Source organism: Pseudomonas sp. NPDC089743 (assembly GCF_044748785.1).
Lineage (GTDB): Bacteria > Pseudomonadota > Gammaproteobacteria > Pseudomonadales > Pseudomonadaceae > Aquipseudomonas > Aquipseudomonas putida_X.
Map to the genome: position 1 here is coordinate 413,737 of NZ_JBIVGS010000003.1, position 24,458 is coordinate 438,194.

Here is a 24,458-nt window from a genome sequence, read left to right on the forward strand (position 1 = left end):
TGTCGGATTTCTGCCATCAAACTGTAATGCCAACGCCGCAACATCCGGGGCCGAGAAAGAACTCGATAAGGATGGCGGGCCCGATGGTAAGCAGTGTGTACAGGCGCGAGATGATCAGATGGATGGGTGTCGGTGCCCTGGCACCGTTGCTCGGTGCCTGTTCTGCATTCCCGGGCCAGCGCGGCGGCAATGCCAGCCTGGACCTGTTGTACGTCGCCGACACCCTCGATGCGCGCCAGCCCGGCCGGCCCGTGGTGCCGGCAACGCGCCTGGGCCCGGTCAGCCACCTGGGCCGGGCACCGTGGATGACCGGCGCCAGCGCCAGCGCGGCTCACCCTGAACTCGCGCCTTTGCTCGATGCCAGCCAGGCGGCCAGCGTGCAACTGGGTGGCTATGCCGTGCTCGCGGCCCTGTTGGAACAACTGCGCGCCGAGGCGGGGCCGGGCAATAGCCTGACCCTCGAGAATGGCCAGGGCTGGAACGGAAGTGGCCTGGCCTATCTGACCCAGGGCGAGAGCGGTGTGCAGGGTAGCCAACTCTTGGGTAGCGAAGCCCGTGTGAGCAGTGATGAGCGCGTGCTCTGGCCACAGCGCAGCGCCGCGCTTTACCACCAGTCTTCGGCGATGACGCTTGCTGCAGGCATTGCCGATGAACAACGCAAAACCTTGGGCCTGGAGCCTTTGCACGTCTTCGAGCGCGGCGGTGCACGCATCGCCGTGGTGGGCGTCACCGACCCTTACGCCCAGGACCAGAAAGCCTCGCTCAAGCAGTGGTACCAATCGCTGCTGCCGACCTTCGAGCAGGCCCGCCGCGAAGCGGACCTGGTGGTGGCGCTAGCGGATGTCGGCACCGGCCCAGGCCTGTGGCTGGCCGAGCGCGTGGCGCAGATCGATGTGCTGCTCTGCGCGCGGGGCCAGGACCTGTGGCCCACACCGGTACAGGCGACCCAGGCCAGTGGCCGGCGCATACCGGTGTTGTTTGCCGGTTGCCGGGGCAGCGGTGCGTTCCGCCTGCGTTGCCAACAGGTCGCTGGGCAATGGCAGTTCGATGGGCGTTTTGTTCCGGCAGTGGCCCAGCAACTCTCAGCCGCAGCGCAGTTGCGCGCCAGCCAGTTGCAGGCCGAGTTGCGTCAGCAGCGTGCAGGCCATGCAGCGTGGCTCGACCAGCCGCTTGCGCTTGCGCCCCAGGCGCTGTGGCGTCGCGACACCCGTGGCGGCAGTTGGGACGCGTTGCTGCACCAGGCCCTGGCCGATGACAGCAGTATGCCGGTGCTGTTGCCGGGCCTTCGCTATGACTACCCATTGGCCGCTGGCGAGGCCATCACGCGCGAGCACCTGATCAGCCTCACCGGTGGCTACCCGGCACCGGTGGTCGAGGCGCCGGCCCGGCAGGTCGAGCAGGTGCTGGAAAACGCGGCCGAGCAACTGTTCGGTGACCCTTTGCTGCTGGACAACAGCCAGGACCTGCCCCGCTGGCAGAGCCAGGCCTGGGGGGTGAGCTACAGCCCACAAGGTAAACGCATCACTGGCCTGGAGCCGGTGCAGGGCCTGTGCCGCACCTTTGGCCTGCAATTCGAGCAGCAGGCGGGTGAGCCGTTGTGGCAGCGGGTCGAGGCCTGGCTCGGGCGACAGCGGCCGGGTTGGCAACTGGCGGCCTTGCAGGTACCGCAGGTGCGCTACGTGCAAGGCCACCCAGGCTGGCACCCACGGCAGCTGGTGTCATGACACTCGCCGCTCGCCTGATGACCGGCAGCCTGCTCACGCTGGCCGGGTGGCTTGCCGCCCAATGCGTACTGCAACTGGCGCGTCAGCCGCAACCGGCCAGCGCCCCGGTCACCCTCGACGCGCCGCTGCCGGGGTTGCTGGTCGGCCATTGGCAGGCCCCAGGCGACGATGACTCGATTGCGCTCACCCGCTTGCCATTGCAGTACCTCGGCGGCCTCAAGGCACAGCCGTTGTCGGCCAGCGTCGTGGTGCTGCGCTATGGCCAGCAGGTGCGTACCTTGGGCCGTGGCCAGCGCCTGGCACCAGGGATCGTATTGCAGGACATCGACGCCGATGGCCTGATTTTCGACAACCAGGGGCGGCGCGAACGCTTGCCCTGGCCGCCACGCCCCGTCGTGACCGGCTTCAAGCGGCAAGGATGAACGATGCGGGTGAAATATTGCGTGGCCGCTGCCTTGGCCCTGGCCCTGTCTGCGGCCTGGGCAGAGGAACCGGAAACCTTCGATGACAACGGCACACCGCTTTACGAGGTGAACTTCGTCGACACCGAGCTGGGCGAGTTCATCGACAGCGTGTCGCGCATCACCGGCACCACCTTCATCGTCGACCCGCGGGTCAAAGGCAAGGTCACGGTGCGTACCGTCGACCGCCACGATGCCGATGCCATCTACGATATCTTTCTTGCCCAGCTGCGTGCCCAAGGCTATGCCGCGGTCGATCTGCCCAATGGCAGCGTGAAGATCGTCCCCGACCAGGCCGCGCGCCTTGAGCCGGTGCCGGTGGAGGCCGCCGGCAAGCCCAGCGAAGGCAGCGATGGCGTGGCCACCCGCGTATTCAATGTGCGTAACGCCGCCAGCGAGCAGATGCTCGGTATTCTCAAGCCGCTGATCGACCCCCGTGTCGGTGTGATCACCCCTTATCCTGCGGCAAACCTGCTGGTGGTCACTGATTGGCGCAGCAACCTCGAACGCATCGACAGCCTGTTGCGCCAGCTGGACCAGGTCAGTGACGAACCCCTGAAGGTCATGCCGCTGCGCCATGCCAGCGCCGCCGATACCGCCCAGTTGCTGACCCGCCTGTTGGCCCGCGAGCAGGGCGCAGATAGCACCCAGGTGGTGGCTGACCCGCGCAGCAATGCCTTGCTGGTACGTGGCAGCACCGACCGTGTGCGAGCCTTGTTGGGCCAGCTCGATCAGCCCAGTGAAAACCGGCACAGCAGCAACACCCAGGTGATCTACCTGCGCCATGCCAATGCTGGCGAGGTGGTGAAGGTGCTGCGCGGGTTGAGCCAGGAAGGCGTCGTGCCCAGCGAGGGAACAGGCGAGGGCGAGGCCAAGGACCAGCCGGTGATGGCCGCCGCCAGCGATTCGGGCATACGCCTGGAGTACGAGGAGGGCACCAATGCCGTTGTCATGGTCGGCCCCGACAGCGAACTGGCCGCCTACCGCTCCATCGTCGAGCAGTTGGACATTCGCCGCGCCCAGGTAGTGGTCGAAGCTATCATCGCCGAAGTGTCCGACAGCCGCGCCCAGGAGCTTGGCGTGCAATGGCTGTTCGCCGACGAAAAGTTCGGCGCTGGCATCGTCAACTTCGGCAGCAACGGGGTGAACATCGCCAACATCGCGGGCGCCGCCGCCAGTGGCGACAACGAAGCGCTGGGCGACCTGCTGTCGGCCACCACAGGCGTGACGGCCGGTATCGGCCACTTCGGCGGTGGCTTCAACTTCGCCATGCTGATCAACGCACTGAAGGGCAAGAGCGGCTTCAACCTCTTGTCCACGCCAACCCTGCTGACCCTGGACAACGCCGAAGCATCGATCCTGGTCGGCCAGGAAGTGCCCTTCGTCACCGGCTCCGTGACGCAGAACAACGCCAACCCCTACCAGACCATCGAGCGCAAGGAAGTAGGGGTGAAGCTGCGCATAAAACCGCAGATCAATATCGATAACAGCGTACGCCTGGATATCGTTCAGGAAGTCTCATCGATCGCCGACTCCAGCGCCGCCAGCGACGTGATCACCAACAAGCGCGAGATCAAGACCAAGGTCATGGTCGAGGACAATGGCCTGGTGATCCTTGGCGGGCTGATCAGCGATGAGCTGAGCACCAGCGATCAACGTGTACCGTTTCTCGGTGATATTCCAGGGCTGGGCCGGCTGTTCCGGTCCGAGGCCAGCAAGAACACCAAGCAGAACCTGATGGTTTTCATCCGCCCGCGGATCCTGCGTGACGGGCCGAGCCTGGCGGGGTTGAGCGAAGACAAGTACCGCACCCTGCAGCAGACCACGCCGCTCAAGCTGCCAGGCCTTGCGCAGGACGGCCAGCTGCTGCGGGTGTTCCCCGCCAGCCGCGCACGCCTGGACGGGGGGGACTGGTGATGTTGCCCTATCGCCTTGCGCGTCAGGCCGGGCTGGCCATGGCCCCGACCGAGGCTGGCTGGCAGTTGTGGCTGCGCCGCGATGCCGACAGTAACCAGCTGCAGGAGCTGCTGCGTGTGCACGGCCAGCCCGTGGCCCTGCACTACCTGGAAGCTGCGGCGTTCGACGAACGCCTCGGGCAGTTGTATCAGGCCGGGGATGCCGCCACCGAAGCACTGATCGAAGGCATCGGCGAACAGGTCGACCTGGACAGCCTGATGAGCGAGATGCCGCGCATCGAGGACCTGCTCGAAAGCGATGATGAAGCGCCGGTAATCCGCCTGATCAACGGCCTGTTCGGCCAGGCCCTGCGCCTGCGCGCTTCGGACATCCATATCGAGACCTTCGAGCAGAGCCTGGTGGTGCGGCTGCGTGTCGACGGCCACCTGCGCGAGGTGTTGCGCCCGCCACGCGCGTTGTCGGCCATGCTGGTGTCGCGGATCAAGGTCATGGCGCGCCTGGACATCGCCGAGAAACGCCAGCCCCAGGACGGCCGTATCACCTTGCGCGCCGCCGGGCGTGAGGTGGACGTGCGCGTCTCGACCTTGCCCGGCATCCACGGCGAGCGCGTGGTCATGCGTGTGCTCGACAAACAGGCCAGCTTGCTGGCGTTGGACAACCTGGGCATGCCCCCGGCAGTACTGCGCGGCCTGCGCAGCTGCCTGACAAGGCCAAACGGCATCGTGCTGTCCACCGGGCCGACCGGGTCGGGCAAGACCACCACCCTGTACGCCAGCCTCAACAGCCTCAATGACGGCAGCCGCAATATCCTCACCGTGGAGGACCCGGTGGAATACGCCATCGCCGGCATCGGCCAGACGGCCATCAACCCGCGCGCCGGGCTGACCTTCGCCAGCGGCCTGCGTGCCATCCTGCGCCAGGACCCGGATGTGATCATGCTCGGCGAAATCCGCGACCAGGAAACTGCGCAGATCGCCGTGCAGGCGAGCCTCACCGGCCACCTGGTACTGTCGACGTTGCACACCAACAGCGCAGTGGGCGCGGTCACCCGCTTGCGCGACATGGGCGTCGAGCCGTTCCTGATCGCATCGTGCCTGCGCGGTGTACTGGCCCAGCGCCTGGTGCGGCGGTTGTGCCATTGCGCCGTGGCGCAGCCCCTGCAGCCGGCCGAACGTGCGCTGTGGCCTGAGCTGGCGGCGCTGGGCAGCAGTTACCACGCGGTGGGCTGCGAGCAGTGCCAGGGCACTGGCTATATCGGCCGTTTGGGCCTGTACGAATTCATCGAACTGGACGCCGGTCTCATCGGCCTGCTGTATGACGGCGCCAGTGAACTGGCCATGCAGGACTACCTGGCCGAGCGCCGCCAGAGCCTGGTGGCGATGGCCAGTGACTGCCTGGCCCGCGGCGAGACCAGCCTGGCCGAAGTACTGCGTGTGGTGCAGGGCTGACCCATGCCGACCTTTCGTTACCAGGCCGTTGATCTGGCCGGCAAGACCCACAAAGCCAGCCTGCAGGCCGATAGCGAACGCCACGCACGCCAGTTGCTGCGCGAGCAGGGTTTGTTCCCCCGCCAGTTGCAGCGCTTGGAAAACGGTGCCCGACAGCCTCGCCGACAACGCTTGAGCCGTGCCCAGCTGTGTGAGCTGACACGCCAGCTGGCGACCTTGACCGGCGCGGGCATCCCCCTGGTCGATGCCTTGGCGACGCTTGAACGCCAGTTGCGTCAGCCAGCCCTGCACGGGGTGCTGGTGGCTGTGCGTGGCTCGCTCGCCGAAGGCCTCGGCCTGGCCCGCAGCCTGGCCCGCCAGGGCGCGCCTTTCACCGGCCTGTACTGCGCGCTGGTCGAAGCCGGTGAGCGCTCGGGGCGGTTGGCCCAGGTGCTTACCCGGCTTGCAGACCACCTTGAACAGGTACAGCGCCAGCAGCACAAGGCGCGGACCGCACTGATCTACCCCTGCGTGCTGATGGGGGTGTCGCTGGCGGTGGTGATCGGCCTGATGACCTTCGTCGTACCCAAGCTCACCGAACAGTTTGCCCATGCCGGGCAGAGCCTGCCGCTGATCACCTCCTTGCTGATCGGCCTGAGCCAGGGCCTGGTGCACGCCGGCCCCTGGCTGCTGGGGCTGGCTGCCCTCACGTCGCTGCTGGCCAGCTGGTTGCTGCGCAAGCCGCACTGGTGCCTGCGCCGCGACGACCTGCTGTTGCGCCTGCCGCGCGCAGGCGGGCTGTTGCAGGTGCTGGAAAGTGCCCGCCTGGCGCGCAGCCTGGCGATCCTCACCAGCAGCGGCGTCGCGCTGCTCGAAGCCTTGCAGGTGGCCACTGAAACCGTCGGCAACCGGCGCATCCGCCTGGCCATGGAGCAGGTGCGCCAGCAGGTGCAGGGCGGCACCAGCCTGCACCGGGCGCTGGACGCCTGCCAGCAGTTCCCGCCCTTGCTGGTGAACATGGTCGGCAGTGGCGAGGCCAGCGGCACCTTGGCCGACATGCTCGAGCGGGTGGCCGACGACCAGGAGCGTGGCTTTGCCCGCCAGGTGGATACGGCCATGGCGCTTTTCGAACCCCTGATGATCCTGGTGATGGGCGCCGTCGTGCTGTTCATCGTGCTGGCGGTGCTGCTGCCGATCATGCAACTCAACCAGGGCCTGCAACTGTAGATGACTAGGAGCAACCCCATGCAGCATCGACGCAAGCGCCAACACGGCTTCACCCTGATGGAAATCATGGTGGTGATTTTCATCATCGGCCTGCTGATCGCCGTGGTCGCGCCCAGCGTGCTGGGCAACCAGGACAAGGCCATGCGGCAGAAAGTCATGGCCGACCTGAGCACGCTCGAGCAGGCGCTGGACATGTACCGGCTGGACAACCTGCGCTTTCCCAGCAATGAGCAAGGCCTGGCTGCGCTGGTGAAAAAACCGGCCCAGGAGCCGCTGCCGCGTGCCTGGCGCAGCGATGGTTATGTACGCCGCCTGCCGGATGACCCGTGGGGCACCCCGTATCAGTACCGTATGCCTGGCGAGCATGGCCGGGTCGATGTGTATTCGTTGGGTGCCGATGGTGTGCCGGGCGGCGAAGGCCAGGACGCCGACCTGGGCAACTGGGCGCTGTGAGCGATGCGCCTGCAGCGCGGTTTCAGCCTGCTCGAATTGCTGGTGGTGCTGGCCATTGCCGGCCTCATGACCGGGCTTGCCGTGGCCTGGCTGGACAGCGGCAAGGCCAGCGTCGATCAGGCGTTGCAGCGGCTGGCTGCGCAGGTCCGCTCCCAGGCTGCGCTGGCCCGGCATGCCGGGCAACTGCGCGGGTTGCGCTGGACCGGCCAGCGCCCAGAGTTCGTGCGGCGTGAGCGCGAGGGTTGGGTGGTCGAACCCGCGAGCGTTGGGGACTGGCCCAAAGGGCTGCGCCCTGACTGGCCGGCCAGCCTGCAGCCGCCTCTGCAGTTCACGCCGCAAGGGTGGGCTCAACCGGGTTCGGTGCGCTGGCACTGGGCGGGCGGCAGTCAGCGCTGGGCGTGGGGGCGTAACGGCCAGTTGCGTGTGGGGCTGGAACCATGAAGCGCAGGCAACAGGGCTTCACCCTGCTGGAGGTGACCGTGGCCCTGGCGATTGCCGCCGTGCTGGCGGTGATCACCAGCCAGGTTCTGCGCCAGCGCCTGGCCGTTCAGGACAGTGTGCAATGGCATCGCCTTGGCGTGCTGTGCGCTCGCGAGCTGCAAGCACGCTTTGCCGTGGAGCAGTACTGGCCGGCCAGCAACCAGCCCAGTGGTGTGTTGAACCAGGGCGGGCGGGCGTGCCACTGGCAGCTGCAGCTGCGCCGTACCGGTGTGCGCGACCTGCGTCGCGGCGAGATGCAACTGTATGCCGACCGCGATCAGCGCCTGCCGCTGGGCCAGTACACGGTTTTTCTGGAGCGTCCATGAAGCGGCGGCAGGCAGGCTTGACCCTGATCGAACTGATGGTGGCCATGGCCTTGACCGCGCTGCTTGGGGTCATGCTCGCAGCGCTGGTCAATGGCTGGCTCAAGGTTCGCGAGCGGCTGCAGGTGACGGGCCAGGAGAACAGTGTGCTGGAGTTCTGCCTGGCCCTGGAGCGGCGCTTCGACAGCCCGGTATTGCGCCGGGTGTATGAGCAACGCCTGCCACTGGCCAGCCGCTGGCTCGACTGGCAGCCCGACCGCCAGCAGTTGCTCTGGGTGGCAGCCACGGCTGTGCCTGAGGCCGAAGGTGGCTCGCGCCTGCAGCGCCAACGCCTGCGCTTCGACGCCCGTGAGCAGCGCCTGATACTGGAAACCTCGGCAGACTTGTACGCGGCCAGCGAACCCCGTTGGGTCATGCGTGAGCAACTGCAGCAGGTCAGTGCGTTGAATGTGTTTTATCACCAGGGAGGCCGCTGGCTGCCCTGGCCTTCTGATCAACCCGCGCACCCCGGCCGGGGTGTGCGCGTGCAATTGCAGCGCGACGGAGCCCCCTATGTCTGCACCTTCACGCTCCCCTGGGGGCGTTCATGAAGCTTGAATGGCGTCGACGTGTGCCAGCGCGGCCATGGTTGCTGCTGCGCCCGGGCGTCGTCTGGGACTGGCTGTTGGTCGAAAACGGTGTGGCCCAACGGCAAGGGCAGGGCGAGCCCCCGGCGAACCTGGGCGCACGGGTAGCGCTGATCATCCCGGGCGAGCGGTGCAGCCAGTTTCAGCTGGCCGCACCGCCAGGCCTCAAACGTGACGAGTGGCCCATGCTGCTGGAAGACCACTTGCTGGAGAACGCCGAACAGGTGCAGTGCGCTTGCCTCGCTCGCCAGGCAGGGCAGTTGCGCCTGTTGGCGGTAGCGCGGGCAGCGCTGGAGGGATGGCGTGGGCAGTGCAGCCAATGGGGGCTTGAGATCGAGCGCTGTTGGGCCGAGTTCCAGCTGTTGCCCACGCCTGAGCCCGGGACGGGCTGGCAGTGGCAGCGCGCACCTGGCTTGTGCCTGTACCTGGGGCACAGCGAAGAGGGGCATGCCCATTGGCTGGCCTGGCCTGACGCGCTGGGTGAGGTGCCGCAGCAGCCCTGGGGTAGCCTGCGTAATGCCAGCCAGGTCGGGCGCTGGCCAGGTACCCTGGCGCCGCTCGACACCCTCCCAAGCCTGTTCCAGCGCACCCGTCAGGCACGCTCCGCGCCCCGTATGCCTGCCCTGCCGCGTGGGCTTGTTGTCGCCTGCCTGGTGCTGGCCGTGGTGTGGTGCGGGCTATGGGCGGGCCAGCAATGGCGGCAGGTGCACACCTGGCGCGCGCAGGTGCTGGCCGTCACCGGCGCCCAGGCCAGCCCTGGGCAAGCGGCGCAGGCCCTCAAGCGCCTGCGCGAAAGCGAGCTGCAACAGCACCTGCGCGAGCGCCAGCTTCAAGACCTGCAGGCACGTCTGCAGGCCTGGCTGCATGAGCACCCAGGCTGGCGCTTGCAAGCGGTGCGCTTTGACGGCCAGCGCTGGCACCTGCGCCTGCAGGGCGAGGGGGGCGAGCCGCCCTGGCACGAAATGGCCAGCGCCGCCGCAGCGGCGGTGCAGGTACTGAGCGCTGCACCCTCGGCACACGTGGTTTTCGATCTGGGAGCGCCAACATGACCCGCGAGTGGTTTGAGCGTCATCGAATGTTGCTTGCCGGGTGCCTGATCGGCGTTCTGCTGGCGTTGCTGGCCCTGCGTCAGGGTGTGTCGCAATGGCGCGAGCTCAGCCAGTGGCATGGGCTGGCAGTGCAGGCCGCCGCCTTCCACAGCGGCCCAGCCGTGAGCCTGGAGCGGCTGCGCCAGTCTGCCCAGGCCCGGCGCATCGACGTGGCCGAGGTCGAGGTGCAAGGCAAGGTGTGGCAGCTGCGCGGCCTGGTGGCCGATGAGCAGGTGTTGCAGCGCTGGCTGCAGGCGTTGCGCGCAGAGGGGGCTCAACCGCTGCAGTGGGGCTTGGAGCAGGATGCCAAAGGCCTGCGTTTCGACGTGGTGGTGCAGCCATGAGCAGCCGTGGTCTGCTGTGGGCCGGGCTGGTGTTCAGCCTGACGTTGCTGGTGTATTTGCCGGCATCCTGGGTTGCACTGGGCTTTGGCCTGCCGATGCAGGGGGTCAGCGGCAGCCTGTGGCAGGGCCAGGCGCAGCAGATCGGGCCTGTCGGGCCGGTGCGCTGGGCGTTGCAGCCGTGGCGCTTGCAGGCCAACGCACAGCTGGGCTTTCAGGGCCAGGGCTGGCAGTTGCAGGCTGAAGGCTGGCCATGGCGCTGGCGGATGCACGTGACCGCAGAGGCTCCCCAGGTGAGTGTGCAGACCGCCTACCGCCTGGCCGGGCAGTGGCAGGGCACGCTGCGCCTGCAAGGCGCGGGGCGGCAGTGCCGTACCAGCGAAGGCCGCATCGCGGTCACTGACCTGGCTTTGAGCGAACCTTGGTCGCTGGGGTTGGGGCAGGGCTGGGTAGAAATGGATTGCCGCACAGGCTGGCGCCTGCATGGGCAGCTGATACAACAGCGTGAGCATCGGTTGGCGCTGGATGCAGACCTTCTGGGGCGCCAGGCAGTGATAGCGGCCGAACTGCAGCCAGACGCCGCACTTACACCGCTGCTGCGTGCTGCTCGGCTGCTGGGGCCGCAGGCATTGACGGGGCAACGGAAGTGGCGTTGGTAAGCAGCGGTTGCCGGGCAGCTCATGCCCCTGTCGCCGGTTTGCCGGCGACAGGGGCTCTGGGTCAGTTGGCGTTGCCTTCAACCCCCGCAGCCCATTGCTCACTGCGGCTATGCCCACTGGTGCGTAGCAGGCCTAAGTCCAGTGCATTTTCGCCGTCTGCGGCGCCTTTGCCTTTGCTGATCTGGGCAATGGCGGTACCCAGGTCTACCGGCGAATTCGACGCATCGATCGATACATCGCGGCGGTAATCATTGCCGCTCAGCGTTTGCTGGGTCACCGCGCTGGCGGTGAGTGTGACGTCACCCATGGCCGATTGCACGCGTGCGCCCGTCAGGTGAGCGTCACCACCCACCGCAAGGTCTACCCCTTCGCTGCCCTTGAGCGTCGTCTGCTGGGCAACGCCATCACGCTGAACATGCGACACATCGAGACTGAAGGTTGGCGAAACGCCCGGGTCTACTTTGGCCAGGGCAGAACCTGCTTTTTCCCTGACCTTGCCTCCCAGCGGCCCCGCGACGGCCGTGGCAGCGTTCACATAGCCCTGCGGGTTTTGCTCTTTGCTCAGCCGTGCATCGCCGTTTACGGTCAGGGTATCGACGCTGTCCTTGCGGCTGGCGATGCGCAGGTCGCCATCGATTGCGCCGCTGATGCGCCCGGCCTCCAGGCTCACGCCTTCGATGCGGGTATCGCCGCGGCTTTGCAGGCCGATACGCTCGGCGCGCAGGTTGCCGGCGTTCCAGATCAGGTTGTCGCGTTTGTCCAGGTCGACCCGGGCACGCCCATGCAGCCCAAGGGTGTCGGTGTCGCCCTTGGACGTGTTGAAACCGGCGCCAGCGGTGATGTCCAGGTTGTCGTGGCGCTCGACAGTGGATGACGCTTCGACCAGCACACCGCCCTTGGCGGCGTCGATGTCGATGTACTCGGCCGATGCCTGCAGGCCCGCCAGGTGCACAGCGATGTCCTCGCGAGCGCGGCTGCCGAGGGTCAGTTTGCCCGCGCTTTGCAACTGCGCATCGATTGCCTGGCGAGCATCCTCGTTCTTCTTGCCGTGGTTGAAGTGGCCCCCGATGGCGCCACCTTGGGTGGTGCCGGTCTTCACGGCCAGCTCCAGGCCGCCGCCCAGGCCCCCGCCGGTGGCCTGTTGGGTATTGCTCGCAGCCTTGATGTGCAAGCGGCCAGCGCTTTGCAGGAGGGTGTCACCGACCTTGGCCTCGCGGCTGCCGATACGCGTGCCTTCGAGCAGCATGTCGCCCCCGCTGGACAGGCGCACTTGGCCTTTGCCGTCGATCTGCGCCACCTGGGCATGGGTTTGGGTTGCCTGCTCCCAGGCATGGTTGAGATAGCCCCGGCCGTCGACGCCAGTGCTGCCCGGGCGGTTGCCGACCTTGGCCCAGGCGTTGCCATCGAGCTGGCGTGAGCGCTGTTGGGTGTGGTCGGTGGCTTGGGGCAGTGACAGGGTACCGGCACTCTGGATCAGCACATCACCTTCACCGCCCTCGATGCGCGTGCCTTCGTAGCGGCCATCGCTGCCCAGCTGAACCTGAATACCCTGTTGCCCATACAGGCTGCCCGGCACTGCAGTGCGGGCGACCGCCTGTTTGTCCTGCGAGCCGCCCTTGCCGGAAACGCGTACGTTCAGGTCACTCCCCGAACTGGTATCCACGCGCAGGTCGCCACCGTAGGACAGGCGCTGGAGGCTATCCTCCCGGGTGTTTTCGGCGGCGCGCAGTTGGTGGTGCTGTGCGTCGACCTGCAGGGCGCCGGCGTTGGCGCGCCAAACGGTGCCCTGGTCAGCGAGGGTATCGGCCTTGACCTTCACGCTTGCCCCTGCCAGTTCGCTCACCTGGGCAAAGCCACGGCGCTGGTTTTCCAAGCGCTTGAGGTGGTCGAGGGTCATGTCGCCGCCACCGCTCGGTGCCACCATTGCGTCTTCGGGCGAGGCCTGCTGGAAGCGCGCTGCTTCTTCACCCTGGACCAAGCGTTCGATCGGCCGGGTCACGTCACGGTACTCCAGGCTGGCGCCGAGGCTGCCTGACCCGTCATTGCGTTGCACTTCACGGTCATGGGTGTCCTGCACGGCACGGTTGTCGATGCGTTTGGCAGTGATCTCGAGGGTGTTGCCTGCGTTGGCGCTTGCCGCTTCGGTGATCAATTCGTCGGCGCTGAGCTTCAGGTCGCCGCTGGCCTGCAAACGGGTGCGTTGCGTCTTGCTGTCGCGTTCGGTGATGACTTCGTTGTTGCGATGGCCTTCGAACAGGCTGCCTAGCCGGTCGATACCGCCAGTCACCTTCAGGCCGCCGCCGCTGTGGGTAGAGCCGCTGGACGACTCGCGCTCGTTGCGTGTCGCGCCAAGGGTCAGCTGTTTGGCCTGCACGTCCAGGTCGCCGGCTTTGGCCTGTACGTTGGAGCCGTTGACCTGCAGGTGCGCGCCGCTGTTCAGGCCAACCGTAGCGCCCGTCAATTCGCTGGCCACCTGCGATGTTTCACGCTGTTGGCCTGTGGTGGTGACCACTTCGTAAGCGACGCCTGCGGCGTACTGGCGCGACTCGGGCTTGCCGTCTTCGGCCGTTTCGGTCTGTTTGGCGCTGGCCGTGAAACCGCGTCGCTGGCTGCTTGTTCGGCTTTCATCGCGTGACGGTGTGCTGCCAATCGACAGGCCGCCCTTGGCCTCGACCTGCAGATGCCCGCCGGCCGTCACTTTCGAACCCTGGATACGCAATTCTTCAGCACTGGCCAGCCGCAGGTTGCTGGCAGAGCTGACGTCACTGCTCAACACCTGCTGCTTGTGTTGCATGCGCTCGCGATCGTTGCCGATCAGGCCGAACAGCTTGCTGTTGCTGTCGCGCTCGGTGGCAACGGTGCTGGCGTGGTCTGCCTCGATCGCCAAGGCGCCTTTGTCGCTGTGCAGCACCGCGTCTTGGGCGCCGTGGACGTTGCTGCCCTTGATGCTCACCTGTTCGGCCGCAACCTTCAGCTTGGCATCGGCCGTGACCGCGCTGCCGGCCAGGCGCTGCCCTTGGGTATCGTTGCCCTTGCGGCCACCAAAGAAAGTGCCCGATACCAGGTCGCCTCTGTAGTTGCGGCCTGTGCCCTGCTCCTGCAGCGCCGTAGTGCCGATGTCGACGTTCCTGGCAGTGATGTCCAGGTCGGCACGGCTGTGCAGCTTGCTACCTTGCACGGTAAGGGTGTCATTGGCCTTGACCGTCATGCGCGCGGCATTGAGCGTGCTGCCTTGTGCCGACTCCTGGTACTGGCTGGTATCACTGTCGCCGCGCCACAGGTCTTTGCGGTGGCGTACCTGCTCCTCGATACGTTGGCTGGTGGTGCCAGCGGCAATGCCCAGGTCGGCAGCGCTGTCGAGCGTCAGGTCGCCGCCTGCAGCCACGTCGGCTGCCACCAGGCGCATGTCGGCGCCGGACTTCAACAGCACGCTGTCACTGGCTTGCAGCTGTGTGCCGCGCACGTGCTGGTCGGTGGTGGTTCGTTCGCGTTGGTAGGTCTCGCGGGTGATGAACAAAAACTTCTTGTTCCAGCTTTCCTGCTCGCGGGCGATGCTCTGGCGGCTTTCGGCGTCCAGGGTGAGCTTCTTGCCTGCCTTTATCTCGATGCGCTCGGCCTTGCCGTCGACGGCGCCAAGGCGCAGGTCATCGGCGGCGGTGAGTTGCAAGGCGCCGTGGTCGGTGGTCAGTTCCCCTGGCTGGTCTGCATGGCCGCTGACCTGCAGCGCGCCGGCAGACTGCAGGGTGATGCCCTGGTCGGCCTTGAGCTGCACCGGCCCCACCCGCACCCCCGCGCCCTCGGCAGTGCTGACGACACGAATGCGCCCGGCGCGCATGGCGCCGAAGAGGTTGGCGTCGATGCTCGACGGCGTATCCGGCAGGTGCTCGATGACCTGCCCATCGTCGTGGCGCAGGCGGTTACGACCAACGGTGACGTTGAGGTCGCCCTGGGCCAGGAGTACGCCTTTGCTGTCGAGCTGTGGCGCGATCAGGTCAAGCGCACCTTCGGCATTGCGCTGCCCGCCTGCGAGCACTTGCAGAGTGCCGCTGGCATTGAGGGTGTTGAGGTGTTTGAGCTGTTCGTCCTGCAACTCCGGCGTACCGACCAGGAACCCGGCCCGGGTGGTGTTGATGAAGCTCCCGCCGTTGAGGGTGATGCCGTTCGGGTTGGCCAGGATGTAATCGGCCGGGCGGCCGAAGATCTCCTGTGGGCCCTCGATCAGCGAGGCGTTGCGGCTGATCACCTCGTTGAGGATGGTCGAGGCTGCGTGGCCCTGGAACTGGGGGTTGGCCGCCAGCGCGCCGGCCAGTTGCGACTGCCCGGCCTGGAGCGCGTTGTTCAATACCACGCCGGGGCGGGCGACGTTGTAATCGAGGAACTGGTTGTGCGACAGGCCGCTGGCATTGGGCGCGACGATGTCGATAACCGGTACGCCATGGTTGTTGTTGATGAGCGGTGTACCCCCAGGGCCGATGGCCGCCTCCAGGCCGTTCTGGGCCAGCGCACTGGTGGAGGCGAGCAGGGCGAGAAAAATGGCCCAGCGCAAGGTATCGGGACGGATAGCGGGTATCTGCGAGCGTGTAAGCATGTTCTCGTTCTCTTTGTTGTGGGTCAGTCAGATGTTCAGGGCCCACTCAACTACCCAGAATCCGGGTTCGAGCATCGGGCGGTGCAGGTCGCTGGCATAGAGGGCGCGCTGATAGTCCAGGCGCAGACGGCTGTGCGGCAGGGTCACTTCGATACCCGCCGTGGCACCTGCCAGCCGGCGCGGCGAAGCGCCTTGCGCCAGCCGTTCCCAGCCCAGGTCCAGGCCCAGGTAGGGGCGCACCGTAGCCGGTGTGGCCCAGGGCAGTGGCAGCGGTTGGCTGAAGGTATTGCGCCAGGCGGCGGCGCTGGCGCCACTGTAGGTACGCAGGCGAAAGCCACGCACGGCCGAATCGTCGCTCAACAACATCTGCTCGACGGCCGGCAAGGCATCGGTGCTGTACTGCAGGCCAAGCTCGCTTTGCCAGCGCCACGGCCAGTTCGCAGGGCCCTGGCGCAGGTGCAGCAGGCTGGCGCGGTATTTTCGATAGTCGGGCTTTGGCGCTGTCGCGTGCCTGGCGGGTTGCTCGGCACCCAGCCAGTGGGTGCCTTGGGCGACGCCGATGTAGGCGTGCCACAGGCCGTGGTCCAGCCAGAGCAGGTTGAGCCCGGCCTCCACGCTGGTCAGGGTGGGGCTCTGCAGGCCGATGACGGCAGAGCCGGCGCGGTTGATCAGGCGTTTGCGGTCCAGCCGGGCGCTGGCGCTGAGCATGCCGTACTGGTTGCGCCAGAGCATGCGCTCGGCGCTGACGCTCTGGTAGCTGCTGCTGCCGTTGCTGTCGTACCGCCCCTGCGGAATCGGCGCGTTGTAGCGCAGCTGGCCGACATTCAGCGTGAAGGTCCATGGGCCGTAGGGCAGGCTGTAGTAGAGGGCGACGCCCTGGCTGCGCCCCGGCGCATCGATGACCGTGGTCGACAGCGACAGGCGCAGGTCGTCGTTCAGGCCCAAGGGGCTGTCCACGCCAAGGCCGAGGTTCAGGCGGTGACGCCCGGTCAACGGGCTGCCCCGGTTATCGAAGCGGCTGTCCAGGTGCCAGCGTGAAGCCACGTGGCGAGGCTGCAGCAGCACCCGCGTGCCGCCCTGCAGTTCGCCTGGTAGCAGGTCGACACTGAGCTCGTAGGCGCGCAGGCGGTTGAGCTGGTCCAGCCCCTGCTCGAGGTCTGGCAGGTACAGGGGGTTGCCCAGCAGATCGGGGAATGCGTTGTGCAGGGAAAGCGGCAGCTCGGCATCCAGCTCGATCGATTCGACGAAGCCTTCGATGATGACGATATCCAGCGGCGCATCATGTGCTGGTGCTTGCCGCAAGTAGGGGCGGCTGGCCGGGTAACCGGCGAGCACGTAGCGCTGGGTGATGGCCTTGAGCACGCGATTGATGTCGGCGATGCCCATGCAGGGTTTTGTCAGTGCCTGGATGGCCGGCTCAAGGGCCTGTGCCGAAAGCTGCCGGTTGCCGGCCAGACGAACGCCGGTGATCGCCCAGCAGTGGCTGTCGCGGTGTGGGTTCGGCGGGAGGGGGGCGTCGGGTTGCGCCGCTGGAGGGCGTTGCCAGCGCTGCAGCCGTTGCTGCTGCTCGAACTGGCGCAGTGTGCGCTGTTGATCCCGCAGTTGCAGGCTGGCAGGGTCGTCCGCCAATGCTTGTGGCAGGGCCAGCAAGCTGGTCATGCAGCAGGCAAGCAGCCTGCTGGCGATGTGGCGGTATCGGGATGGCATTGGGGATCCCCGCAAATGGCGTACGGCCTGCGTACTCGTTTGCGTGGATGCTAAAAATTTTGCCAGTCGATTGGATGCAGTCTGCTACCTACACTGCGGTAGGGCAGATGCTTGATTGAAGTGGGAAGGTTCCTACAGCATCAACCGGAATGCCGGACTATCAGGGCCGAATCTCGATCAATGTGCCGTCTGGTACCAGGTCCCAGACCTCGCGCATGTCCGAGTTGCGCATGGCGATACAGCCATCGGTCCAGTCAAGCGTATGGAAATACCATTCGGGATACTCGTCGTTGATCGGGGTGCCGTGGATCATGATCATGCTGCCGGCGCTCCAGCCTTCGCGTGTGGCACGGGCGGCGTCGCTGATGTTCGGGTAGGTGATGTGCATGGACAGGTTGAAACGGTCGCTTTGCTTGCGCCAGTCCAGCCAGTACAGGCCCTCGGGGGTTTTCTTGTCGCCCTCGCGCTGCTTGGCGCCCTTGGGCTGCTTGCCCAGCGAAATACGGTAGGTTTTCAGCGGTTCGCCACGGCTGATCAGTTGCAGGCGGCGCTCGGACTTGATCACCAGCACCTTGTCGATCAGCGGCTGCATGGCTGCCTGCGATTGCGATGTTGCTGGCAAAGGCGGCTGCGGCTTGCGAATGATGGTTTCGGTGAAGGCCGCCTGGGACACCGAGGTAACGCAAAGGCAGAAAAGGGCAAACAACCAGCGCATGAAGCGGTACCTGCAAGCTTAAGTGGTGGGCGAAACGTTCATCGGTGGCAGGTACTCATGGCCTATGGGGTAATGCTGCCCGATGCGGTCGCGATAATAGCATTCTAGTGTGCGTGTGACGGTCCGGAAAGCCAGCTCGCCCCACGGTATTTCGTGTTCGTCGAACAACCGCACCTCCAGGCTTTCGGTGCCGATGTCGAAGTCCAGGTCGGCCAGCTCGGCGCGGAAGAACACATGCACCTGGTTGATGTGCGGCAGGTCGAACAACTGGTACAGGGCCATCGCGCCGACCCGGGCGCAGGCTTCTTCGACAGTTTCACGGCGGGCGGCCTGGTCCAGTGTTTCGCCGTTCTCCATGAAGCCGGCGGGCAAGGTCCAGAAGCCGCGGCGGGGCTCGATGGCTCGCCGGCACAGCAGCACCTGGCTGCCCCACACCGGCAACACCCCGGCAACGATGTTCGGGTTCTGGTAGTGAATGGTCTGGCAATGATCGCAGACATACCGCGGGCGGCTGTCGCCTTCGGGTATCCGCTGAATGACCGGCTGGCCGCACGCGCTGCAGAATTTCATGCTGTTCTTCCCTTGAGCCCAGGCTATCTTGGCGCGCCAGGCATGCCTGCCGCAAGCGTACAGGGCTTGGGTGCTTCGCGGCTTTGGTGCATCATGCAGGGCAGGCCTTGGAAACGAGAGTGCGCAATGCTGGACGAGCTACTTCGCCGAATGAGCAACCACCAACCAGCTTCACTGGAAACCGACCGACGGTTCCCCGAGGCTGCGGTACTTTTGCCCATTACCCGCAGCGAAGCGCCCGAACTGGTCTTGACCCTGCGTGCCAAGGGCCTTTCCACCCATGGCGGCGAAGTCGCCTTCCCCGGTGGCCGGCGCGACCCGGAAGACCCCGACCTGGTGTTCACCGCGCTGCGCGAGGCCGAAGAAGAGATCGGCCTGCCGCCAGGCCTGGTGGAAGTACTCGGCCCCCTGAGCCCGCTGATTTCCCTGCATGGGCTGAAAGTGACGCCATTCGTCGGGGTTATCCCCGATTTCGTCGAATACCGCGCCAATGATGCAGAGATCGCGGCAGTATTCAGCGTGCCGCTCGAATTCTTCCGCCAGGACCCGCGTGACCACACCCACCGTATCGATTACCAGGGCCGCAGCTGGTATGTGCCCAGCTATCGATATGGCGAATACAAGATCTGGGGGCTGTCGGCGATCATGATCGTCGAACTGGTCAACTTGCTGTATGACGCAGGCATCAGCCTGCATCAGCCCCCCGAGCGTTATGTAGAGATCTGAACGGCGCCCCCCTTCGCCGCTGATACCCTGAGGAGCGAGAATGAAATACCGCCTGGGCGACCTGCGGGTCGAGAGCCATGCCACCAGTTGGGCCGCCCCCAATGCCATGCTGATTGGCAAGGTGCGCCTGCAGGCGCGCGCCAGTGTGTGGTTCGGCGCGGTGCTGCGCGGTGACAACGAGTTGATCGACATCGGCGAGGACAGCAACGTCCAGGACGGTACCGTGATGCATACCGACATGGGTTCGCCGCTGACCTTGGGCAAGGGCGTGACCATCGGCCACAACGCCATGCTGCATGGCTGCACGGTTGGCGACTACAGCCTGGTCGGCATCAATGCGGTGATCCTCAACGGTGCGCGCATCGGCAAGCACTGCATCATCGGCGCCAATGCGCTGATCCCCGAGGGCAAGGAAATCCCCGATGGTTCGCTGGTAATGGGTTCGCCTGGCAAGGTCGTGCGCGAGCTCACCGAGCAGCAAAAACGCATGCTCGAGGCCAGCGCCGCGCACTATGTGCACAACGCCCAGCGCTATGCGCGGGACTTGGAGGTGGACGATGAGTGAGGTGATCGCCACTGAGCGCCCGGTCGCTTCGCCCTGCGTGAGCATCTGCGCGCTGGACGAGCAGGATGTGTGCACCGGGTGCCAGCGTACCGTGGCAGAGATCGGCCGTTGGGGGCGGATGGACAATACCGAACGCCGGGCGGTGCTCAAGCGTTGCCACGAGCGGGCGGTGGCTGCCGGATTGATCATGTAAGCGCTGCGGTTGACTCGAAAATCAGGTAATCTGTGCCGCTTGCCGGACGGTCACTGCCCATGTTCTTTCTAATCGCTTACATCAGCAGCGTTGTACTGATCAACTTTGCCTTTTCCAGCGCCCCGCATCTGGACGTGATCTGGTCCGCCTGGGGCGGGCTGGTGTTCATCCTGCGTGACATGGTGCAGACCCGCTACGGCCATGGCGCGCTGATCGCCATGCTGCTGGCCCTGGTGCTGTCGTACGTGACGTCCGAGCCGGCCATTGCCCTGGCCAGTGCCACTGCGTTCTTCGTCTCCGAGCTGATCGACTGGCTGGTGTTCAGCATTACCCGGCGCCCCTTGCGTGACCGCTTGTGGTTGAGCTCGGCACTGAGCATCCCGGTCGATACCTTCATTTTCTTCGGCATGATCGGTGCCCTGACACCGGCCGTGATCGGCACCGCAATGGCCTCCAAGTTCGCCGGCGTGACTGCGGTGTGGCTGGCCATGGCATTTCGTGCGCGGCGGGCTGCCGTGGCCGGCTGATGGTGTAGAATACCGGTCCTTTTTCAGCGGGCGGCGCTAAGACTGGCGCGGCCCCGGACGCCTTCGAGGACCTGAAATGACCCGTATCGGAACCCCATTGTCGCCTACCGCGACCCGTGTACTGCTCTGCGGCTGTGGCGAGCTGGGCAAGGAAGTGGTGATCGAGCTGCAGCGCCTGGGCGTCGAAGTGATCGCCGTGGACCGCTACGCCAACGCACCGGCCATGCAGGTCGCGCACCGCAGCCACGTGGTCAACATGCTCGATGGTGTCGCCCTGCGCGCCATTATCGAGGCTGAAAAACCGCATTACATCGTCCCCGAAATCGAAGCCATCGCCACCGCTACGCTGGTCGAGCTGGAGAACGAAGGGTTCAACGTCGTGCCGACCGCCCGCGCCACCCAGCTGACCATGAACCGCGAGGGCATTCGCCGCCTGGCGGCCGAAGAGCTGGACCTGCCAACTTCGCCGTACCACTTCGCCGACACCTTTGAAGACTACGCCAAGGCTGTGGCCGATGTCGGTTACCCGTGCGTGGTCAAGCCGGTGATGAGTTCGTCCGGCAAGGGCCAGAGCCTGCTGCGCAGCGATGCCGACCTGCAGAAGTCGTGGGACTACGCTCAGGAGGGTGGCCGCGCCGGCAAGGGCCGCGTGATCATCGAAGGCTTCATCGACTTCGACTACGAGATCACCCTGCTGACCGTGCGCCATGTTGGCGGCACCACGTATCTTGCGCCAGTCGGCCACCGTCAGGAGAAGGGCGACTATCAGGAGTCGTGGCAGCCCCAGGCGATGAGCCCGAAAGCCTTGGCCGAGTCGCAGCGTGTGGCGAAGGCGGTCACCGATGCGTTGGGCGGCCGTGGTTTGTTCGGCGTCGAGCTGTTCGTCAAGGGCGATCAGGTGTGGTTCAGCGAAGTCTCGCCACGCCCGCACGATACGGGCCTGGTCACTCTGATTTCCCAGGACCTCTCGCAGTTCGCGCTGCATGCCCGTGCCATTCTGGGCCTGCCGATCCCGGTGGTACGCCAGTTCGGCCCTAGCGCTTCGGCGGTGATCCTGCCTGAAGGCCAGTCGCAGCAGACCAGCTTCGCCAACCTCGGCGCAGCGTTGAGCGAGCCGGATACTGCGATCCGCCTGTTCGGTAAGCCGGAAATCAACGGCCAGCGCCGCATGGGTGTGTGCCTGGCACGTGATGAGTCGATCGAAGCGGCGCGCGCCAAGGCGACCCGCGCGGCGCAGGCGGTCAAGGTCGAGTTCTAAGCTTTGAGCTGCAAGCTGCAAGCTGCAAGCTCCAAGCTCCAAGGGGATGCCTTTGCTTGCAGCTTGAGGCTTGAAGCTTGCAGCTTCAAGCCTTCAAAGCTCCGTGTGGCGGGTCTCTTTCAGGCACAGCACAGCGATCAGGCTGATTACCGCCGCAACCGATACATACCCACCCACCCAGCTCAGCCCGCCCATGCTCACCAGCTTCTGAGCAAAGAACGGCGCCGCCGAAGCCCCGACGATGCCGCCCAGGTTATACGCCGCCGATGCGCCGGTGTAACGCACGTGAGTAGGGAACAGCTCTGGCAGCAATGCGCCCATCGGTGCGAACGTCACGCCCATCAGAAACAGCTCGATGGCCAGGAACAACGCAACACCTGTGGTCGAGCCAGAGGTCAGCAAAGGCTCCATGGTGAAGCCCGAGGCCACCGCCAGCAGGCCGCCGACGATCAGCACCGGCTTGCGCCCGTAACGGTCGCTGAGCCAGGCCGACAGCGGCGTGGCCAGGGCCATGAAGACCACGGCCAAGCACAGCAGGCCAAGGAAGGTCTCGCGGCTGTAGCCCAACGTCGTGACGCCGTAGCTCAGCGAGAATACCGTCGAGATGTAGAACAGCGCATAGCACACCACCATGGCCGCGGCCCCCAGCAGTGTCGGCAGCCAGTACTTGCTGAACAGGTCCACCACCGGCATTTTCACCCGCTCGTGGCGGGCCACGGCCTTGGCGAACACCGGGCTTTCTTCAAGCTTGAGGCGTACGTACAGGCCTACCAGCACCAGCGCGGCACTGAGCAGGAACGGAATGCGCCAGCCCCACTCACGGAACTGCTCGTCGCTGAGCAGCAGGGCCAAGGTCAGGAACAGGCCGTTGGCCGCCAGGAAGCCGATCGAAGGGCCTAGCTGCGGGAACATCCCGAACCAGGCACGCTTGCCCGCCGGCGCGTTCTCGGTGGCCAGCAACGCCGCACCACCCCATTCCCCGCCCAGGCCAAGGCCCTGGCCGAAGCGCAGCAGGCACAGGATGATCGGTGCCCACACACCGATGCTGTCGTAGCCTGGCAGCACGCCTATCAGCGTGGTGGATACCCCCATCAGCAGCAGCGAGGCGACCAGCGTCGACTTGCGCCCGATGCGGTCACCGAAGTGCCCGAACAGTGCGGAACCCAGCGGGCGGGCGAGGAAGGCGATGCCGAAGGTAAGAAAGGCCGCCAGCATCTGCGCGGTGCCCGACCCCGAAGGGAAGAACACGGGCCCGATCACCAGCGCAGCGGCAGTGGCATAAACGTAGAAATCGTAGAACTCGATGGCGGTGCCGATGAAACTGGCAGTGGCGACCCGCGCGGGGGAGTTGACCGGCGCGTCAGGCGCCTGGGCATACGTGCTACTGGTTGTCATTAAGTAGGTCCCTAACAGTCTGGTCGTGCTCCATGGGCTTTGCCCGCGAAGGTTTCCGCCGGCCAATAAAGGGCAGGTACGGTTCGCGGACGCCGGAGCGTATTGTTCTTGTGCGCCCGACTGACGATAGCCCAAGGGGGATAGGGGCGGGAGCGGGCACTGTTCAGGGTGTTGAAGCAGGACCGCAGGGCGCATCAGTGGGGCGCGCTGGCCGTGAGGCGCCGGGTGCGGGTAGCGGGCGGGACGGCAGGGCTGGGTAAGCGTGACCCGAGTATAGCTAGCGGGTCACGGTCCACACCAGTACCTTGCTGGCGCAATTGTCCTCTGTTTCGAGGATTTCCAGGCGATAGCGGCCGATCTTCAGGCACACAGCGCTTTCCGGGATGCTTTCCAAGGCCTCGGTGACCAAGCCGTTCAGGGTCTTCGGCCCACCGTCGCTGGGCAGGTGCCAGCCCAGGGTGCGGTTGATTTCGCGCAGCGAAGCGGCGCCCTCGATGACGAAGGTGCCATCGGGCTGTGGGTGAACATGGGGGTTGTCGAGGCTGTGCTCTTCCTCGAACTCGCCGACGATCTCTTCGAGTATGTCTTCCAGCGTGACGATACCCAGTACCTCACCGTATTCGTCTACCACCACGCCTAGCCGGCGCTGCTGCTTGTGGAAGTTCAGCAGCTGCAATTGCAGTGGCGTGCTTTCGGGGACGAAGTAGGGCTCGTAGCAGGCATCGTGGAGTTTCTCCAGCGTCAGCTCGGCCTTGGGCAGCAGGTGGCTGATCAGCTTGGTGTTCAGGATGGCTTCGACCTGGTTGATATCGTTGTGATACACCGGCAGGCGCGTGTGGCGGCTGAGGATCAACTGCTCGATGATGCGCTCGATTGGCTCGTCGAGGTTGATGCCGTCGACCTCGTTGCGCGGCACCAGAATGTCGTTGACGGTGACCTTGTTCAGCGAGTGCAGGCCATCGAGCAGGCCGTGGCGCGGCATGTCGTGGTCTTCATCGTCGCTGAAGTCATCATCTGCCTGCGGGTGCAGGGCCACTGCGGTGGGCGGCACGCGAAACGGCCGCAACAGCAGCCTGGCGCAGCCGTCCAGCAGGCAGGCCAAGGGTTGCAGCAGCGCCAATGGCAGCTTCAGCAGGCTGACGCCCAGGCTGATGAAGGCCTGCGGATTGCGCCGCGCCAGGCGCCGCGGCAGGTACTCGGCAAAAATCAGCAAGCCAGCGGTGGCGGCCAGGCCTGCCAGCCAGAAACCGTGCTCGCCGTTGAAGCGTTGGCCCATCAGGCAGGCCAGGCCCAGCACCAGAAGCTTGCCCGCGCTGGCACACAGTACCAGGGCCTGGGCTGGTAATACGGGGTGCTCGTCATGACCGGGGCGTAACGAGCCGTTGAGCTGCAGGCGGGCGGCATCTACCGCGCTAAACAGCGCCGACCACAGCAGCGCCAGTGCCAGAGTGCCGAGTAGCGGAGCGTACGGCAGGGTGTCCATGGGCG

Annotated in this window: 23 protein-coding genes; 17 read left to right on the forward strand and 6 right to left on the reverse strand. The window is 65.7% G+C overall.

The window, feature by feature from the left end:
* Positions 1-83: 83 nt before the first annotated feature.
* From ACIPZC_RS08720 to gspN, 12 genes are read left to right on the forward strand one after another with little or no spacing between them, the layout of a single operon-like run.
* Complete coding sequence (locus tag ACIPZC_RS08720) at positions 84-1,724, forward strand: lipoprotein UxpA (protein WP_400626229.1); 1,641 nt, start codon at positions 84-86, stop codon at positions 1,722-1,724.
* Positions 1,721-2,146: a pilus assembly protein PilZ gene (locus tag ACIPZC_RS08725; RefSeq protein ID WP_400626231.1), complete on the forward strand. Its 426-nt coding sequence runs from the start codon at positions 1,721-1,723 to the stop codon at positions 2,144-2,146. Before ACIPZC_RS08720 ends, ACIPZC_RS08725 begins: the two co-directional genes overlap by 4 nt.
* A gap of 3 nt (positions 2,147-2,149) precedes the next feature.
* Entirely contained in the window at positions 2,150-4,102 is a 1,953-nt protein-coding gene (gene gspD, locus ACIPZC_RS08730) for a type II secretion system secretin GspD (protein ID WP_400626233.1), read from the forward strand.
* Positions 4,102-5,550, forward strand: a complete 1,449-nt coding sequence (locus ACIPZC_RS08735; RefSeq protein ID WP_267818387.1) for a GspE/PulE family protein — start codon at positions 4,102-4,104, stop codon at positions 5,548-5,550. The genes gspD and ACIPZC_RS08735 overlap by 1 nt, the downstream gene beginning before the upstream one ends.
* Before the next feature lie 3 nt (positions 5,551-5,553).
* Complete coding sequence (gene gspF / locus ACIPZC_RS08740; protein WP_241804316.1) at positions 5,554-6,756, forward strand: type II secretion system inner membrane protein GspF; 1,203 nt, start codon at positions 5,554-5,556, stop codon at positions 6,754-6,756.
* Between the two features lie 18 nt (positions 6,757-6,774).
* Positions 6,775-7,209 (forward strand): type II secretion system major pseudopilin GspG, encoded by a 435-nt coding sequence (gene gspG / locus ACIPZC_RS08745; RefSeq protein WP_241804317.1) that lies wholly within the window; start codon positions 6,775-6,777, stop codon positions 7,207-7,209.
* A gap of 3 nt (positions 7,210-7,212) precedes the next feature.
* A complete protein-coding gene (gene gspH, locus ACIPZC_RS08750) occupies positions 7,213-7,650 on the forward strand; it encodes a type II secretion system minor pseudopilin GspH (RefSeq protein WP_400626236.1) in 438 nt (145 codons plus the stop codon).
* Positions 7,647-8,015, forward strand: coding sequence for a type II secretion system protein GspI (locus tag ACIPZC_RS08755; RefSeq protein WP_241804319.1), 369 nt, complete (start codon positions 7,647-7,649; stop codon positions 8,013-8,015). Before gspH ends, ACIPZC_RS08755 begins: the two co-directional genes overlap by 4 nt.
* Positions 8,012-8,602 (forward strand): type II secretion system protein J, encoded by a 591-nt coding sequence (locus tag ACIPZC_RS08760; protein ID WP_400626239.1) that lies wholly within the window; start codon positions 8,012-8,014, stop codon positions 8,600-8,602. Before ACIPZC_RS08755 ends, ACIPZC_RS08760 begins: the two co-directional genes overlap by 4 nt.
* Positions 8,599-9,687, forward strand: coding sequence for a GspL/Epsl periplasmic domain-containing protein (locus ACIPZC_RS08765; RefSeq protein WP_400626241.1), 1,089 nt, complete (start codon positions 8,599-8,601; stop codon positions 9,685-9,687). The genes ACIPZC_RS08760 and ACIPZC_RS08765 overlap by 4 nt, the downstream gene beginning before the upstream one ends.
* On the forward strand, positions 9,684-10,070 hold the full coding sequence (gene gspM / locus ACIPZC_RS08770) for a type II secretion system protein GspM (protein WP_400626243.1): 387 nt from the start codon (positions 9,684-9,686) through the stop codon (positions 10,068-10,070). The genes ACIPZC_RS08765 and gspM overlap by 4 nt, the downstream gene beginning before the upstream one ends.
* Positions 10,067-10,726: a type II secretion system protein N gene (gspN, locus tag ACIPZC_RS08775; protein ID WP_400626245.1), complete on the forward strand. Its 660-nt coding sequence runs from the start codon at positions 10,067-10,069 to the stop codon at positions 10,724-10,726. The genes gspM and gspN overlap by 4 nt, the downstream gene beginning before the upstream one ends.
* Before the next feature lie 61 nt (positions 10,727-10,787).
* Here gspN and ACIPZC_RS08780 read toward each other — a convergent pair whose 3' ends face one another.
* The 4 genes from ACIPZC_RS08780 to ACIPZC_RS08795 form a co-directional block, all read right to left on the reverse strand.
* Positions 10,788-15,314, reverse strand: coding sequence for a hemagglutinin repeat-containing protein (locus ACIPZC_RS08780; RefSeq protein WP_400626247.1), 4,527 nt, complete (start codon positions 15,312-15,314; stop codon positions 10,788-10,790).
* 27 nt (positions 15,315-15,341) lie between these two features.
* Positions 15,342-17,021 (reverse strand): ShlB/FhaC/HecB family hemolysin secretion/activation protein, encoded by a 1,680-nt coding sequence (locus ACIPZC_RS08785; protein ID WP_400626249.1) that lies wholly within the window; start codon positions 17,019-17,021, stop codon positions 15,342-15,344.
* Positions 17,022-17,181: 160 nt separating this feature from the next.
* Complete coding sequence (locus ACIPZC_RS08790; RefSeq protein WP_241804326.1) at positions 17,182-17,736, reverse strand: murein L,D-transpeptidase family protein; 555 nt, start codon at positions 17,734-17,736, stop codon at positions 17,182-17,184.
* Positions 17,737-17,754: 18 nt separating this feature from the next.
* Positions 17,755-18,306, reverse strand: coding sequence for an NUDIX hydrolase (locus ACIPZC_RS08795; protein WP_241804327.1), 552 nt, complete (start codon positions 18,304-18,306; stop codon positions 17,755-17,757).
* A 126-nt stretch (positions 18,307-18,432) separates the two neighbouring features.
* Between ACIPZC_RS08795 and ACIPZC_RS08800 the strand changes: the two genes are divergently transcribed.
* From ACIPZC_RS08800 to purT, 5 genes are all read left to right on the forward strand, one after another.
* On the forward strand, positions 18,433-19,032 hold the full coding sequence (locus ACIPZC_RS08800; protein ID WP_241804328.1) for a CoA pyrophosphatase: 600 nt from the start codon (positions 18,433-18,435) through the stop codon (positions 19,030-19,032).
* Positions 19,033-19,072: 40 nt separating this feature from the next.
* Entirely contained in the window at positions 19,073-19,597 is a 525-nt protein-coding gene (locus tag ACIPZC_RS08805) for a gamma carbonic anhydrase family protein (RefSeq protein WP_400626252.1), read from the forward strand.
* A complete protein-coding gene (locus tag ACIPZC_RS08810) occupies positions 19,590-19,790 on the forward strand; it encodes a DUF1289 domain-containing protein (protein WP_267818359.1) in 201 nt (66 codons plus the stop codon). Before ACIPZC_RS08805 ends, ACIPZC_RS08810 begins: the two co-directional genes overlap by 8 nt.
* 59 nt (positions 19,791-19,849) lie before the next feature.
* A complete protein-coding gene (locus ACIPZC_RS08815) occupies positions 19,850-20,317 on the forward strand; it encodes a VUT family protein (protein ID WP_174142354.1) in 468 nt (155 codons plus the stop codon).
* A gap of 76 nt (positions 20,318-20,393) precedes the next feature.
* Positions 20,394-21,575: a formate-dependent phosphoribosylglycinamide formyltransferase gene (purT, locus tag ACIPZC_RS08820; RefSeq protein WP_241804331.1), complete on the forward strand. Its 1,182-nt coding sequence runs from the start codon at positions 20,394-20,396 to the stop codon at positions 21,573-21,575.
* 93 nt (positions 21,576-21,668) lie between these two features.
* Here the strand turns inward: purT and ACIPZC_RS08825 are convergent, their stop codons facing one another.
* Complete coding sequence (locus ACIPZC_RS08825; RefSeq protein WP_400626255.1) at positions 21,669-22,970, reverse strand: MFS transporter; 1,302 nt, start codon at positions 22,968-22,970, stop codon at positions 21,669-21,671.
* A 277-nt stretch (positions 22,971-23,247) separates the two neighbouring features.
* Positions 23,248-24,453 (reverse strand): transporter associated domain-containing protein, encoded by a 1,206-nt coding sequence (locus tag ACIPZC_RS08830; protein ID WP_400626257.1) that lies wholly within the window; start codon positions 24,451-24,453, stop codon positions 23,248-23,250.
* Positions 24,454-24,458 lie beyond the last annotated feature (5 nt).